Source organism: Lachnoclostridium sp. An169 (assembly GCF_002160525.1).
Classification (GTDB): domain Bacteria; phylum Bacillota; class Clostridia; order Lachnospirales; family Lachnospiraceae; genus Mediterraneibacter; species Mediterraneibacter cottocaccae.
Genome location: NZ_NFKT01000011.1, coordinates 102,850 through 118,438, shown reverse-complemented (window position 1 = coordinate 118,438; position 15,589 = coordinate 102,850). Strand labels below are relative to the sequence as shown.

Genomic DNA, 15,589 nt, shown 5'->3' with positions numbered 1-15,589 from the left:
TGATACGGCCAGCACGCCGTCAGGTGGGAGAAAATCGTAACAGAGAGAAGGTAAACAGTTATGTCAGAAGAACAGAAGAACAGCGGATGTACAGAGGAATCCTGCGCGGGATGTGCCCATGCGGACTCCTGTTCCAGTAAAAAGACAGACTTCCGCGAGCCTGCCAATATGTACTCGCAGATTAAGAGAGTGATCGGCGTTGTCAGCGGAAAGGGCGGCGTCGGGAAATCTCTTGTAACCGCATCCCTTGCGCGGATGATGCGCGAGAAAGGTTATACGGTCGGCATCCTGGACGCCGACGTTACAGGTCCGTCCATCCCGAAGATGTACGGAATCCACGAGAAAGCCAGAGGAACCGAAGATGCGATCATGCCCTGCATCGCGAAAGACGAGACGAGGATCATGTCAGTCAATCTGCTTCTGGACGATGAGTCCGCACCGGTAATCTGGAGAGGACCGATCATCGCAGGAGTGGTTAAGCAGTTCTGGACCGATGTCATGTGGGGCGATATTGATTATCTGTTTGTGGATATGCCCCCGGGAACCGGCGATGTGCCGCTGACTGTGTTCCAGTCCCTTCCGGTGGATGGCGTCGTGATCGTCACATCTCCCCAGGATCTGGTTCAGATGATTGTGAAAAAAGCATACGGCATGGCACAGCAGATGAATATCCCCGTGCTTGGCATTGTGGAGAACTACAGCTATGTAAAATGTCCGGACTGCGGAAAAGAGATTAAGATTTTCGGTGAGAGCCATGTGGATAAAACTGCAGAAGAGCTGGGAATCCCGGTTCTCGGAAAGATGCCCATCGACATGGAACTTGCCCGGGCAGTTGAGGAAGAACGTTTTTACGAAGTACAGAACCCGTATCTGAAAGATGCAGAGCTTTAAGCCTGCATCTTTCTGTATAAATGTATATAAATATAAAAAACTCTCCAGGAAAATATAAGAGCATCTGCGCAGATGAAAAAGAAAGGAAAAGAACATGAGAATATTGTTTATCCGGCACGGAGATCCGGACTATGAGCACGATACACTGACAGAAAAGGGGCGCAGGGAGGCACAGTGTCTTGCCGCCCAGGCCCCGTACATGGAGATGGGCGACTGCTATGTGTCCCCTCTCGGAAGAGCACGGGACACAGCGGCATACAGTCTGAAAGCCCTGGGAAAGACCGCCGGGACTTTTGACTGGCTCCAGGAGTTCCCGGCCCGGCTTGACCTGAACGAAATTCCGGAACTGACGGCCGCATACCCGACTTCAAGAAAGAAAGACGGGAAATATCTTTCCCGGATCATCTGGGATATCGTACCGTCCTATCTCAGTGAGCATGAGGAATATCTGGATTCCCGGCTGTGGCGTGACACCTTCATATGCCGGCAGTCCGACGCCGTCCGTCTCTATGACAATGTGGCGCAGAACTTTGACCGTCTTCTGGCTGAATACGGATATGTCCGGGACGGCCGATGCTACAGAGTAGAAAAAGAGTACACCGGTACGGTCACCTTTTTCTGCCATTTCGGTATCACCTGTGTTCTGCTTTCCCACCTCTGGAATATCTCGCCCTTTGTGCTCTGGCACAGCACCATCCTTGCTCCCACTTCCGTGACCGAGATAATAACAGAAGAACGGGAAAAAGGGATCGCTTATTTCCGCGCCCAGAGGCTGGGAGACGTCTCCCACCTGCGGATGGCAGGGGAAGAACCCGCTTTTGCCGGACGCTTCTGTGAGGTGTGGTCCGACAGCGAACACCGCCACTGACCTGTGCATAATATAAAAGAAAAAAGGACTTTTCTATTATGGCATACGAGACTTTTGAAAAGATCGAGGGCGTAATTCAGTCTGTCAACAGGGGAGACTCCTGCTGCACCATGATGCTCTCCGTAATCAGCGGCTCCAGCATTATCAATGTGGTTGTGGACGGAGAGACAATGGTGATCGACAATGTCCGCCTCAGGCCGGGCATGAGGATCGCCGCTTTCTACGATGCAAATCTTCCGGTTCCGGCGGTCTACCCGCCTCAGTACCGGGCTGAGATCGTTACATCTCTCAGGAGGGGACAGCAGGTCGTGCTGGATTATTTCGACGACAGCCTGACATCAGCGGACAATTCGCTGCGCTTAAATATCGGTCCCATGACAAATGTTCGCACCGCCAACGGCCAGTCCTACGGCTGCAGCCCGGAAAATTCCGAACTTCTTGTCTATTATACGACGACCACCTTCAGTATCCCGGCACAGACCACACCCCAGAAGATTGTGGTAATGTGCCAGTATTAAATGAAATGGTATTCTTTCCGTTTTAAACGGAAACCGGAGCAGGCATTCATTTGTCCTGCTCCTCTGTATTTGATGCAGCCATTTTCATATAAAAAGCGGACAGAGATTCGCATGGTTTGTGGGAGATCGGACAGAGGACGATGATCTCTCTGTCACCGGGAAGCATCTCACTGTTGATATTTACTATATATTCAAACAGGTAGCGGAAGAACTGCTTGTTTGTAGGTTTCTCCCTGCGGTCAGAACTCTTAAATACTAATCTTAACATCTCCGGATCCGCCGAATCCCAGATCGAGTGGACGACTGTCCGGATATTCTTTTCCACACAGTTCCATGTGGTATTGAAATGCCTGGCAATGTCTATGTACAGCGATTTTGTAATGTAGGTGGCACGGCTTTCATCCTCAAGCATCAGAGTCAGCCCGTATACAACATAGTCGTATCCGACGTAACTCTTTCCCGCACGCAGACAGTCCAGTGTGTTAATGATTATTCTTTTGTAATTCATAGCATCCTCCCAGCGAGAGAACCTGTTCCTTTAATATGGTAAATTGGAAATATTTGTCAAACAACACAATTCGTTCGACTATTTTCTACCAGACACCAATGCTCTGCGGGGAACTGACCGTGGCTGAAAAAGGATGCGCTTTCGGGAAAAAACAACAAAAAAGCCCTCAAACGAAACCCGCTTGAGGACTGAATTTTCCGACGGAGACGGAGGGATTCGAACCCTCGTGCCCCGGAGGGCAAACGCATTTCGAGTGCGCCCCGTTATGACCACTTCGATACGTCTCCACTTTAAGCTGCAAATATACATCTCCGTGTGCATTTTTCCACAGCTTTTTTATTATAGCAGACTTTCATGAAAAAGGAAAGGGTAAATTCAAAAAAATCAAATACTGCTGTCGGCTCTGTTTTCTCTCGTCACATCCCTGAGCCACTTCCGGCTTCTGTACCTCCAATACGTAATCGGAAGTTTGATAATCTCATCACTCATCAGGATCACATAGACTGCCGGGACGCCGAGGTGCAGGATAAACGCCGCGATAAAGCCCAGAAGGATGGAACACCCCCACATCGTCCCCACATCCAGGGCAAGACCGAACCGGGTGTCCCCGCCGGATCGGAAGATCCCCACAACCATGGTGGTGTTGAACGCCTGCGCCACCACGAAATAGGACATGACAAAAAACATGAGCCGGAGATATTCTTTCGCCGCTGCGGACAGGGAAAGGAAAGCGGAAGCCACCGGAAGCACGGCAAGGATCACCGCGCCTCCCGCCACACCCATAATCAGGCTTAAGCGGATAAACCGTCTGGAGTAGGCAGCCGCATACTCCATCTTCTTCTCTCCGATGGTCTTCCCCAGAGTGATCGCCGCCGCGCTGGAGAGCCCGAAAGCCACCACCGTCGCCAGCTGCCTTGCCACCTGCGCCACAGAATTTGCCGCTACGGCAGGGCTTCCCATATGTCCCAGAATCGCTGTGTTTGCCGCAGTTCCGAGTCCCCACATCACCTCGTTTGCCACAACCGGCAGGGCATACTTCATAAAATCGCCGAACAGCAGCTTATCCGTGTGGAGCACATAGCTGAGCCTGAGCTTGATATCTTTGTTATACAGCCTGGCGTATCCCGCCACAAGGATCACCTCCAGAACCCGGGAACACAGAGTTCCGAGCGCCGCTCCGCTCACACCCATGGCAGGGCATCCCAGAAGCCCGAAGATAAAGATGGAGTTCAGCACTATGTTGCACAGCAGGGAGGCGAGATAGACAACCGTCGCCACAATCACCCGCTCCACGCTCCGCATCACATAGAGATAGGACTGGGTGATTCCCATCAGAATATAGGAAAACGCCACGATCCGCAGATATTTGATTCCCTCTGCGATCACCGCCGGGTCACCCGTAAAAATCTGCATCAAGAGCCCCGGTATGAGAAGGGCTGCCACGGTAAATACGGCCGTCACGAAAACTGCCGCCTTCACCGTCATGCCGAGCACTTTCTCGATGGCAGTCCGGTCTCCTTTACCCCAGTACTGGGCAGTAAGCACTGTTGCCCCGGAAGTCAGTCCGAACAGGAACAGCGTCATGATATACTGCACCTGTCCGGCGAGGGAAGCGCCGGAGAGCGCTGTCTCCCCCACTGCCCCGAGCATGATGACGTCCGTTGCCGTCACTCCCACATTAATCAGATTCTGAAGCGCCATGGGAACAACCAGCGCGATTACATTCCGGTAGAATTTCCTCCAGTCAATTTCCGGTTCCCTGTGTTTTCCTTTTCCAAACATCCCTCATAAGTCTCCTGTCATTCATTTTACTCTTTTCCGTCAAAGCAGTACGTGCAGAGTTTACACGGCTCGATTCCGATGGACGCCACAAGGTCGTCCAGTCTGTGATAGCGCAGCGACGTAAAATTCTGCTGTCTTCGGATCGCCTCAATCATCTGTGCATAGCGGCAGGTATCCGGGTTCGTGTACTCCTCCAGAACCTCCCGGGAACAGTTGTCCCCTTCCGCCTCACGGATCACCCTCCTTGTGATCAGCTCCAGATCCGAGTTGGACCGGGAGAAGTTGAGGAATTTGCACCCGTACACAAGAGGCGGACATGCCGGGCGGACGTGAACTTCCTTCGCACCGCTCCGGTAGAGGAATTCCGTAGTCTCCCGAAGCTGGGTCCCCCGCACGATAGAGTCATCGATCAGAAGAAGCCTCTTATTCTCAATCAGCGCCTGCACCGGGATCAGCTTCATCCGGGCGATCAGATTCCTCTGGCTCTGGTTCGTGGGCATGAAGGAACGGGGCCAGGTTGGCGTGTATTTGATAAAGGGTCTTGCGTAGGGAACTCCGGACTCATTGGAGTATCCGATGGCATGTGCCACGCCCGAATCAGGCACTCCCGCCACAATATCCGGGTGGACGCTGTCCCCGTCCCGCTTTGCCAGCATACTGCCGCAGCGGTAGCGCATCTCCTCCACGTTCACTCCCTCATAGGAAGAAGTCGGATATCCGTAGTAAACCCAGAGGAAGGAGCAGATCTTCATCTCCTTGCCGGGCTCCCGCAGTGTCTCCACATGTTCCGGCGTGACAAAGACGATCTCCCCGGGACCCAGTTCCTTATAATCCGTGTATCCCAGATTGATATAGGCGAAATTCTCGAAGGAAACACAGTAGGCGTCCTCTTTCTTTCCCACCACAACCGGTGTTCTTCCGTAACGGTCCCTGGCGGCATAGATGCCCTCCTTCGTCATGATCAGAAGAGACAGGGAGCCGTCCACTGTCTCCTGGGCGTAACGGATTCCCTCCACAAGAGATTCTTTCCTGCAGATCAGGGAGCCGATCAGTTCCGTGGCGTTGATCTGCCCGCCGCTCATCTCCAGAAAATGAGAATGTCCTTCCCGGTATGCCTTCTCAAGAATCTCCTCCTGGTTGTTGATCTTTCCCACTGTAGTGATGGCAAAACTGCCGAGATGAGACTGGATAAGAAGGGGCTGGGGCTCATAGTCCGAGATGCATCCGATCCCCAGGTTTCCTTTTAATTCTTCCACATCCCTCTCAAACTTTGTCCGGAAAGGGGAGTTCTCTATATTGTGTATGGCGCGGTTGAATCCTCCGGCACCGTAGACCGCCATACCTCCTCTCCTTGTTCCCAGATGGGAGTGATAGTCCACTCCGTAAAAAAGTTCCAGTACACAGTCGTTCTTTGACGCAACTCCAAAAAATCCGCCCATTGCTTTCCTTCCTCCTGTTCATTCAAGCTGTGATTTTTTTCAAAAAAAATTCCTTTACACTGTATCACCTCATACAGCATAAAGGAAAATATATCAAAAAGTCAATAGAATATCTTATCTTCCGAGAACTGTTCCGACTGCTTTTTTCCACCCCGCGTATTTTGCCGTCCTGCGCTCTTCTTCCATAGAGGGGACATACCGCTTTCTCCGGATTCTCTCGAAGACTTCCCCGCCGTACATACCAAGCCCGATCCCTGCTGCGTAAGCGGCGCCGATTCCGGAAAGTTCCTCTGCATCCGGCACAAGCACGTTCGTGTCCAGGATGTCGCTCTGGAACTGCATCAGATATCCGTTTCGAGTGGGGCCGCCGTCCACCCGAAGCTCTCCGGGCAGAACTCCCGCGTCTTCTCCCATGGCTTTTACCACATCCGTGATCTGGTAGACAATGCACTCGATCCCGGCACGGACGATCTCCGCCTTTCCCGTGGTCCGGCTGATTCCGGAGAGAGACGCCCGGGCGGTGCTGTCCCAGTAAGGCGCGCCAAGTCCCGTAAATGCCGGTACAAAGTAGAGGGTATCATCCTGTACGGCACTCCTGCACAGCGCTTCTGTCTCCCCTGCGCTCCCGATCAGCTTCACATCGTCTTTGAGCCATGAGATGACGGCGCCCGTATAGTTGATGTTTCCCTCCAGGACATAATTCACCTTTCCGCCCATGCCCCAGGCAAGGGAAGTCACCACACCGTGGGTGCTCACCACCGGCTTCTCTCCCACGTTCATCATAATGGAAGATCCGGTTCCGTAAGTACACTTCGCCATTCCTTCCTTCAGACACCCCTGTCCCAGCAGAGCTCCGTGGGAATCCCCCAGAACGCCGTGGATGGGAATCGGGTGAGGGAAGTATCCTTCCACATCCGTCTCTCCGAAGAGACTGTCCGAATCACAGACTTCTGCCAGATCCTCCGGACAGATGCCGAACATGGAGCAGATATCCTCGTCCCATTTCAGCTCAAAGATATTAAAAAGCTGAGTCCGGGAGGCATTGGAGTAGTCGGTTTTATAACTCTTCCCATGGGTCAGACGGTAAACAAGGTAGGTATCGACAGTTCCCATACAGAGCTCATGGGCGGCTGCTTTCTCCCCTGCCCCTTCCGTGTTCTCCAGAAGCCAGGTGAGCTTTGCCGCCGGGAAATAAGGGGAAAGGGGAAGCCCGGTGCGCTGCCGGATTATTTCAGCAGATGCTGCGCCCTCGATTCTCCTGCAGATTTCTTCTGCCCTGGCGCACTGCCAGACTACGGCATCCGCCGCCGGGGAGCCGTCCCGGTTCCAGATCAGGGAAGTCTCCCTCTGGTTGCTGATGCCGATCCCCGCGATCTTCTCTTTCTCCACTCCGGAGCGCTCCACCAGATTTTTAATTACCTGCACAGTATTCCGGTAGATTTCCTCCGGATCGTGGGAGACCCATCCCAGTTCATTGACGATCTGACGGTGGGGCTTATCCTCCCGCATAAGAAGATTTCCGCTTTCATCGAACAGAAGGGCTTTCGTCCCCTGGGTGCTCTGGTCAATACTGATAATATAACTGCCCGATTTTCCTGCTTCGCTCATAATCCTGTACTCCTCTTTACTTCTCTGCCGTCTGCAGGATCTCTTCTGCCTTCCGGGCGATGCCCTCTGCATTCAGGCCGTAGTAGTCAAATACCTCCTGCGATGTTCCCGTAATCACCGGAGCGTCCGGCAGAGACAGATTCCACACCCGTCTCGGGCAGTCGGATGCCACCACCTGGGACACCATGGATCCAAGACCGCCAAAAGGTGCATGCTCTTCCACAGTAATCACTGCTTTTGCATTTTCCGCCTCCCGGATCACAGCCTCCCGGTCAAGAGGTTTCACGCAGTACATGTCGGTTACCGAGGCACGGATTCCCTTTTCTTCCAGAAGCTCTGCCGCGTCCAACGCCGGTTTTACCATCTCACCGCATGCGATGATCGCCACATCCGCGCCGTCCGGACACGCCTTTACCAGAGTTGCCTTATCCATCTCAAAGGGAACCTTTCCCTCCTCGTAGACCGGCTCCACGGCATTTCGCCCGACCCGCACATATGCAGGCTTCTCATCCTTTAAAAGGGCCCGGATCAGCTCCGCCGTCTGCAGGTGGTCGCTTGGAATATAGACACGCATATTGGGGATGGCGCTCATGGACGCAATATCCTGCGCCGAATGATGGCTCATTCCCAGGGCACCGTAGCTGACTCCGCCGCTGATGCCGATCAGCTTCACATTGGTATTGGAATATGCCACATCCACCTTGCACTGCTCATAGCTGCGCGCGGAAAGGAAACATGCCGGAGATACCGCGTAGGCTTTCTTGCCGCATTTTGCCAGACCTGCGGCAATGCTTACCAGGTTCTGTTCCGCGATTCCCGTCTCCACGAACTGCTCCGGATAAGTGTCCGCAAACGCCGTAAATGATCCGCTTCCCCTGGAATCACTGCACAGCGCCACAATATTTCTGTCTTTCTCTGCCGCTTCCATCAGCACCTTGCAGATCATCTGCTTGTTCGCGGTTTTATTCGTATTCATCATCACATCAGCGCCTCCTTTGCCGCTTCCAGATCCTGCATGATCCGGCTGTATTCTTCCGCATCCGGCACATGATGATGCCAGGACGCCTTGTTTTCCATAATCGGCGAGCCTTTTCCCTTGACTGTATTCGCGATCAGGACCGTAGGCTGTCCTTTCACGGTCTTTGCCTCCTCAAATGCCGCGTGGAGCTGGTCTATGTCATTGCCGTCCGCCACGTCGATCACATGCCAGCCAAAACTGCGGAACCGCTCATGCAGGTCGTCATGCCCCATCACATCTTCCGTATTTCCCGAGATCTGCAGACGGTTGCGGTCCACTACTGCACACAGATTATCCAACTTATACTGGTGCGCTGCCATGGCGCCCTCCCAGACGGAACCTTCCGCCAGCTCGCCGTCTCCCATCACCACATAGACCCGGTTGTCCCGGTGATCCATTTTGCAGGCCCTGGCCATGCCCACGCATACCGGAAGGCCGTGCCCCAGGGAGCCGGAATTCATCTCGATTCCCGGCAGCTTGTTGTTTGGATGACCGATATATTTTGAGCCGAAACGGCTGAAATTCTTCAGGATATCCTCCTTGTCGAGAAACCCTTTCTCAGCCAGGACCGCATAGTATGCCTCCATGGAATGCCCCTTGCTCAATACAAAGAGGTCCCGGTCCGGGTCGTCTATATTTTCAGGACTGATATTCATCTGCGAAAAATACAGCTCCACAAGAACCTCCATCACACTCATGTCGCCGCCGATATGCCCGGCTTTTCCGGAACAAATGATATTGACGGCATCTTCTCTCAACTGATACGCCAGTGCTTTTAAATTCATGCTCATCTTCCTTTCCGATTCTGTTTTCCGGTTATTCCCCTGCACTTCATTCGCCGCGCAGATATGCCTTAACCTCTTCCTCGATGGGGTCGTACAGATCCGGCTTCACACCGATGTATTTGCATGCCTCATAGAGAACCGGAACCACATTTTTATGGATGCCGACACAGTGATGGATATAAGGTCCTTCCACAATCTTTGCCTCCAGACGTTTGATGTTCTCCACCTCAACCCAGAGGTAGGTTCCCATTCCTTTCGGTCCGTCTACGCCTTTTGCAGTTCCCAGGAGCAGGGAGTATTCACCGTTGTCCCCGTCGAACCTGCACAGCGTCACCTCGCCGTGTTTCGCCTCCGCCGTCAGGCTTCCCGGATGGTCGAAAGCAAGCGGGTATGTAAGAATGGGCTTCTCCTTTGCCACAGATACAGGCCAGGGGCCGCAGTGCTGAAGGAGTTCGCCGTTCTCGATATCCGGATGGCGGATCGTCCAGTCCGCAAAGAAACTCCTCATCTCTCCCATCGCCGCTGCCTCTGCCATCAGCGCTGTCACTGCGCCGTGAATATCTGTCTCGCAGACAACCGGGATTCCCATCTCGTTGAGAATCGCATTGGCCGCGCAGGGCATGATGCCGATCTCCGTCTGCAGGGCGTTCCAGCACTGGATTGCCGTTGCCTGGCATCCGTATTTTTTCACAAGGTTTAACATGGCAAGAGCAAGAGCCGCCACATTTTCCACTTCATTTTCCTTGATCTGCACGTCCATTGTCTCCCGGATCTGCGAAAGCATCTGATCCATTGCGGCGTGGTCTTTCTTCACCGCTTTTATCTCCTCAGTCAGTTCCGTCATGGGCACCGGGGAAAGCTGAATGTTGAACTTCTCCAGAAGCTCTCCCTCGTTGCACATGGTTGACCAGAATTCGAAAGGTCTTGTAGAGATCTGGAGAATCCGTATATTCCGGAACGTCTTCACCACGCTGCATACCGCCAGGAAATCCTTTACCCCGCGCTCGAATACAGGGTCGCTCAACCGGCAGTTGGTCAGGTAGGTAAAGGGCACCTGAAATCTTCTCAACACTTTACCCGTGGCAAACAGGCCGCACTGGGTGTCTCTTAAGCGGACTCCGTTCGGCTCCGGGCGCTCATCCAGCGGCCCCCACAGAAGGACCGGAACCCCAAGTCTCTTTGCCAGTCTGGCACAGACAAACTCGGTGCCGAAATTGCAGTGGGCGAGAAGAAGTCCGTCCACGCCCTCTGCCTGGAATTTCGCGGCAATCTTCTCCACATCGTTGTCGTCGTAGAGAAGCCCCTCTTCATTGATATCTGTAATGTCGACAAAATCCACTCCCATCTCCCTTAATCGGTCCGCTGTAAGTCCTCTGTACTTCACCGCGTCCGGCGCGCTGAAGATGCTTCTTCTGGTAGGCGCATAGCCCAGTCTGATTCTTTTCATGATCTGCACTCTCCTTTTCTTCGGCTTCTGGCTTCATTTTAGTCGCCTTTTCACTTAACTTCACTACAATATTCAGTGTTTTTCACTTAATTTTTAACTGAATTGTTGCTTTATTTATACTTACTCCTGTATAATTAATTCAAATTCAGAGAGAAAAGAAAATCCTTCTGAGAGAGAAAGAAGAAACACTTCTGAAAGATGATGAAAGGGGTACTTTAAATGGGAATCACTGCAAAAGAACTGGCAAAGAAGCTGAACCTCTCAGCAGCCGCCGTATCCATGGCTTTAAACCACAAGCCCGGCGTGAGCACGCAGACAAGACAGGCGGTACTGGAAGCCGCCGAGAAATACGGATATGATTTCACCCGGATCGCGGATAAGAATGTCCGGCAGGGTTCGATTTACTTTATTATTTATAAAAAACACGGCACCGTCGTGGCGGATACCCCCTTCTTTTCCCAGGTATCGGAAGGGATTGCCCTGGAGTGCCGAAAAGAAAACTATAAACTGAAGATCAGCTATTTTTATGAGGAAGATGAAGAGACGCTGACAAGACAGATCGAAGATCTCAGGGTATCCGACTGCTGCGGAATCATCCTTCTGGGTACAGAGATGAAACCGGAGGATGTACGGCAGTTTCTTGCCCTGAACCTTCCCCTGGTGCTTCTGGATGCATATTTTGAGACGGTGCCATGCAACTGCGTGCTGATCAACAACATGCAGGGCGCCTATCTTGCCGCCATGCACCTGACCCGGACGTACAAAAAGCAGCCCGGGTATCTGCGCTCCTCCTATCAGATCAGCAATTTTTCCGAGCGTGCCACCGGGTTTTTCAACGCTGTGCGCTCCTGCGGCATGTCCGCCTCAAAGAGCACCGTCCATCTGCTCACGCCCTCTGTGGAAGGAGCGTATGCGGATATGATGGAGATCATAAAAAACGGGGAGGAACTTGCCCGATGCTATTTTGCCGACAATGACCTGATCGCCATCGGCGCCATGAAGGCGATAAAAGAAGCGGGCCTTGCCATCCCCGGCGATATCGCTGTCGCCGGATTCGACAATATGCCCGCTTCCACAGTCATCGAACCGCCACTCTCCACAGTTCACGTTCCCAAGCAGTACCTGGGAGAAGCCGCTGCGAAACGGCTGATCGAACTGCTGGAGTCTCCTGCCCAGCCTGCGGTTAAGATTGAGATTGCCACTACGCTGATGAAGAGAGGATCGACGGGAAAGTAAGAATTACTTTCCCGAATTGCCGCCGGATGAAAGACTGGCAAGCTGCGCTTTTAATTCCGCAATTTCCCTGTCTTTTTCAGAGAGGGCGGCATCTGGGAATCATACTGCTTTTCTCTTCACGATCACCATGGTCACACACACCAGCGCCGCAGCAAAGAGGAACTGAATCCCGATCCCCCGGAAGATCTCTGCGCGCACATTTTCCAGGACTTTCCCGGACTCTGTCAGCAGGTTGTTGACATACTCGTACCAGTATACCGGGAAAAACTGCGCCGCCCTCCGGACCGCACTGCCAAGCAGATCCTGTTCCACAAACACGCCGCAGAGAAAGCACATGCCGAGCCCCACAACATTTACAATACCGCTGAGCGCGTTGGAGTCTTTCACCACCATGCCGATCAGCCAGGCGACAGCCAGGGACACCACTAAGAGCGCGAAGGAATTAAGCAGATAGTAGTATAACCCCGGGCTCTCCAGGAATGATTTCCCGTAGATCAGTGCGGAGGTAAGGATGCAGACCGCCCACAGGGCAAGGGAGATCACCCCCGCGGCAGCCATGCCCTCCAGATTCTGGCGATGGGCGGAGACCGCCGAGGCACGCATCCGGTCCCGAAGCTTTCCCCGGTGGAATGCAAGCAGGATATATCCCAACACATAGCAGATCACACTGAGAAGGAGAAACGGCAGATACCGGAAATAGTAAGTGTATCCCGGCGCATCGCCTCCGTTTCCGCTGAAATCATGAAGCACAACCTCCGCTTCCTCCCGCGTTTCCATGGCTTTTGCAATCTCTTTTTCGGTAAATCCCGCTGCTGCATACACGGATGCGAAGTTGATGTAGCTGCTGATCTGCTGCCCGATATAGTATCCCGCATAGGTGTCCGGCACTGCAGTCACATCCAGCGTCCCACTGCCCAGGATACACCGTTCCATAAAGTTTTCCGGAATCCTTACAATATATTCCACATCCCGGTAAAACAGGTGCTCCTGAAGGCTCTCCGTATCATCCTCCACCAGAACGATCCGGTTGCTCCTGCCGAGATAGTCAATCAGCCCCTCTGCTGCCGCACCGCCGTCCCGGTCCACAATCCCCACGGGCACACTCTCTGCCCGGTAGTCCGAAAGTCCGTCCGTGGCCGTGAACTGCTGAAACATAATGGTCAGGCCGTAAAAGATCGCCAGGTACATAACGATAAGCCAGATATTTTTCTTCGTGATCTTCATATATGCTTTAAATACTGTCATAGCGTTCCCTCCTCACCATCAGAAATGCCCCGAAAATCATCACGCCGCACATGACAAAGAGAATGATAAGATCTGTCATCAGCCTGCGGGGCGCATCGTATACATTAATGCAGTACAGTGCGTCCGAAATCAGGGAAGCCGGATTGATCAGCCGCAGCGCCGGAAAATGCTGTTCCGCCGCATTTTTGATATCCGGGTTCATGAGCCCTGCCAGGAAGCTGGCTGCCATAGACACGGCGATCAGAATCCCGATCTTCACGCTCTCCTTCATGTGTCCGAAACTGCTGACAAAAAGTCCCATCGCCACTCCGATCATACTTCCCGCCAGCACCACGGGAACCATGCGGATGTAGGACCCGGTAAATTCCAGGCGCAGGATATATTTCAGATAAATGAGAAGAATCAGCATATTTACGAAATGAATCCCGAAGGCAGCCGCTGCTTCCGCGGCAATCATTTTCAGCCGGTGCACACAGGAGACACAGCGCCGTGCCGCCACAGGCGAGAGATTTGCCTGCAGGCTCATGGCGCACTGGAACCCGATAAAGCTCCCGTACAGACATCCCATGCCGATCAGCGCGTAGAAATACTGGGCAGTCCCATCGGTGGTCTTTCCTCCCAGAGAGACCTGCCGGACCACTGGACGATAATTCTCCATGGCGCCCAGGGCGTCTTCCATCCCCTCCGGGTGGGTCTGTGCGATATCCTCCAGTGTCTGCTTTCCTTCCATATAGCTGTCCAGAAGCGACTGCAGGATCGTCTCCGGCAGTCCGCTTCCAGACACATGCAGGGAAGGCGCTGCCCCGGTACAGAAGATACCTTCCACCTCTCCGTTTTCCAGAGCGTCCAGTGCATCCTCCCAGAACATCTCTTCCGTGCGGATCAGATCGGATTCCGTTTCCACAGAATCCAGAAATAGCAGAAACGGATCTGCCCCATTATTGCTCTCTGGCCCTGTATTTCCATCTGTCTCCGCTTCCGCCGTCGGATCCGCACTGGCCTGTGCCATCACTACCGCCACGGGCACGGTCTCGAAATCCGCTTCATCCATGCCGCTCACTGCCAGGTATAGAAGGGTTGCGAGCGCCAGTGGAAAGACAAGCGGCCAGAATACCACATTATTGAAATTGCGGAGCTTTGTTTTCATCGCATATTTCACAAGATGAAGCATAAGTTCTCCTCTCCTTTCTCAGTCGCGCAGGGCTTTCCCTGTGATCTCCAGAAATACGTCGTTGAGCGTGGGCGGTTCCGAATAGACCCGTCCAAAGGGAATATTCTCTTCCTGGAGAATCTTCAGAATGCTGACCAAACTGCCCTCGGATCTGGTGCAGCGCACCACCAGCATGCCCTCCTCGTATTTCACATCGAACACCGGCGGCAGACTTCCCAGCCTGTTCATGAGTCTTTCCTCTGCCATCCCCGTCTCCACACTTATCGTCTCCCCGGTCTTGATCATTCTTTTCAGTTCTTCCTTTGTCCCCGAGGCAATACTCCTGCCGTGGTCCATAATAGTGATCCTCGTACAGATCTGCTCCACCTCCTCCATATAGTGGGACGTGTAGACGATGGTAGAGCCCTGCCGGTTCAGCTCGCAGATCCCTTCCAGGATCCGGTTGCGGCTCTGCGGGTCCACTGCCACAGTGGGCTCGTCGAGGATGATCAGCTTCGGTCTGTGGGCAATGCCGCAGGCGATGTTGAGCCTCCTTAAGAGTCCGCCGGAGAGCTTTTTGGGATATGTCTTCCGGTAATCCTCCAGTCCCACGAATCGGATGGCGTCCTCCACCAGTTCTCTTCTCCGCTTCCGGTCACTTACATACAGTCCGCAGAAATAATCAATATTGTCGTATACGGAAAGTTCCTCGAACACCGCCACATCCTGCATCACCACGCCGATCTGCCGCTTCACCCGGTAATTGTCCGGCGCCATCTCCTCACCCATGATGCGCACGCTCCCCCGGTCGAACTTCAGCAGGGCAAGCATACAGCCGATAGCTGTGGTCTTGCCGCTGCCGTTTGGCCCGAGGAGTCCGAAGATCTCCCCTTCCCTTACCTGCAGATTAAAATGATCCAGTGCGATCACATCGCCGTACCGCTTCACCAGATTTTCTATTTGAACCACTGTCGTTTCCTCCTTCTATACCGCAATATTCACAGTTTACCGTCTTGTTCCGAAAACATTTTCTTCGTTCCCTGTATCTATACTATACTCTGATCCGACATTTTCCTGTAGTGTCCCCTGTCACT

Annotated in this window: 14 protein-coding genes and 1 tRNA gene; 4 read left to right on the top strand and 11 right to left on the bottom strand. The window is 53.2% G+C overall.

Features of this window, described 5'->3' with window-relative positions; all coding sequences use genetic code 11:
- Positions 1-60 precede the first annotated feature (60 nt).
- From B5F07_RS09760 to B5F07_RS09750, 3 genes are all read left to right on the top strand, one after another.
- Entirely contained in the window at positions 61-891 is an 831-nt protein-coding gene (locus tag B5F07_RS09760) for an Mrp/NBP35 family ATP-binding protein (RefSeq protein ID WP_087161086.1), read from the top strand.
- Positions 892-985: 94 nt separating this feature from the next.
- Positions 986-1,759: a histidine phosphatase family protein gene (locus tag B5F07_RS09755; protein ID WP_087161085.1), complete on the top strand. Its 774-nt coding sequence runs from the start codon at positions 986-988 to the stop codon at positions 1,757-1,759.
- A 38-nt stretch (positions 1,760-1,797) separates the two neighbouring features.
- A complete protein-coding gene (locus tag B5F07_RS09750; protein ID WP_087161084.1) occupies positions 1,798-2,277 on the top strand; it encodes a hypothetical protein in 480 nt (159 codons plus the stop codon).
- A 46-nt stretch (positions 2,278-2,323) separates the two neighbouring features.
- On the opposite strand, the gene B5F07_RS09745 is transcribed toward B5F07_RS09750, so the two are convergent.
- From B5F07_RS09745 to B5F07_RS09710, 8 genes are all read right to left on the bottom strand, one after another.
- Positions 2,324-2,785 carry a sporulation initiation factor Spo0A C-terminal domain-containing protein gene (locus B5F07_RS09745; RefSeq protein WP_087161083.1) on the bottom strand — a complete coding sequence of 154 codons (462 nt, stop codon included), beginning with the start codon at positions 2,783-2,785 and terminating at the stop codon, positions 2,324-2,326.
- A 201-nt stretch (positions 2,786-2,986) separates the two neighbouring features.
- Positions 2,987-3,072: transfer RNA gene (locus tag B5F07_RS09740), tRNA-Ser, on the bottom strand.
- 97 nt (positions 3,073-3,169) lie between these two features.
- Positions 3,170-4,567, bottom strand: coding sequence for an MATE family efflux transporter (locus B5F07_RS09735; RefSeq protein ID WP_087161082.1), 1,398 nt, complete (start codon positions 4,565-4,567; stop codon positions 3,170-3,172).
- A 26-nt stretch (positions 4,568-4,593) separates the two neighbouring features.
- Positions 4,594-6,006, bottom strand: a complete 1,413-nt coding sequence (locus B5F07_RS09730) for an amidophosphoribosyltransferase (RefSeq protein WP_087161081.1) — start codon at positions 6,004-6,006, stop codon at positions 4,594-4,596.
- Between the two features lie 114 nt (positions 6,007-6,120).
- The gene (locus B5F07_RS09725; protein WP_087161080.1) at positions 6,121-7,614 is read right to left on the bottom strand and encodes an FGGY-family carbohydrate kinase; all 1,494 of its coding nucleotides are present in this window, start codon (positions 7,612-7,614) and stop codon (positions 6,121-6,123) included.
- Positions 7,615-7,630: 16 nt separating this feature from the next.
- Positions 7,631-8,593 carry a transketolase family protein gene (locus tag B5F07_RS09720; RefSeq protein WP_242972491.1) on the bottom strand — a complete coding sequence of 321 codons (963 nt, stop codon included), beginning with the start codon at positions 8,591-8,593 and terminating at the stop codon, positions 7,631-7,633.
- Positions 8,593-9,417 (bottom strand): transketolase, encoded by an 825-nt coding sequence (locus B5F07_RS09715; RefSeq protein ID WP_087161109.1) that lies wholly within the window; start codon positions 9,415-9,417, stop codon positions 8,593-8,595. The genes B5F07_RS09720 and B5F07_RS09715 overlap by 1 nt, the downstream gene beginning before the upstream one ends.
- A gap of 46 nt (positions 9,418-9,463) precedes the next feature.
- Positions 9,464-10,864 (bottom strand): L-fucose/L-arabinose isomerase family protein, encoded by a 1,401-nt coding sequence (locus B5F07_RS09710; RefSeq protein ID WP_087161079.1) that lies wholly within the window; start codon positions 10,862-10,864, stop codon positions 9,464-9,466.
- A 219-nt stretch (positions 10,865-11,083) separates the two neighbouring features.
- Between B5F07_RS09710 and B5F07_RS09705 the strand changes: the two genes are divergently transcribed.
- The gene (locus B5F07_RS09705) at positions 11,084-12,100 is read left to right on the top strand and encodes a LacI family DNA-binding transcriptional regulator (RefSeq protein WP_087161078.1); all 1,017 of its coding nucleotides are present in this window, start codon (positions 11,084-11,086) and stop codon (positions 12,098-12,100) included.
- Between the two features lie 99 nt (positions 12,101-12,199).
- On the opposite strand, the gene B5F07_RS09700 is transcribed toward B5F07_RS09705, so the two are convergent.
- From B5F07_RS09700 to B5F07_RS09690, 3 genes are read right to left on the bottom strand one after another with little or no spacing between them, the layout of a single operon-like run.
- Positions 12,200-13,345 (bottom strand): ABC transporter permease, encoded by a 1,146-nt coding sequence (locus B5F07_RS09700; RefSeq protein WP_087161077.1) that lies wholly within the window; start codon positions 13,343-13,345, stop codon positions 12,200-12,202.
- The gene (locus tag B5F07_RS09695) at positions 13,332-14,516 is read right to left on the bottom strand and encodes an ABC transporter permease (RefSeq protein ID WP_087161076.1); all 1,185 of its coding nucleotides are present in this window, start codon (positions 14,514-14,516) and stop codon (positions 13,332-13,334) included. Before B5F07_RS09695 ends, B5F07_RS09700 begins: the two co-directional genes overlap by 14 nt.
- 18 nt (positions 14,517-14,534) lie before the next feature.
- Positions 14,535-15,464 (bottom strand): ABC transporter ATP-binding protein, encoded by a 930-nt coding sequence (locus tag B5F07_RS09690; protein ID WP_087161075.1) that lies wholly within the window; start codon positions 15,462-15,464, stop codon positions 14,535-14,537.
- Positions 15,465-15,589 lie beyond the last annotated feature (125 nt).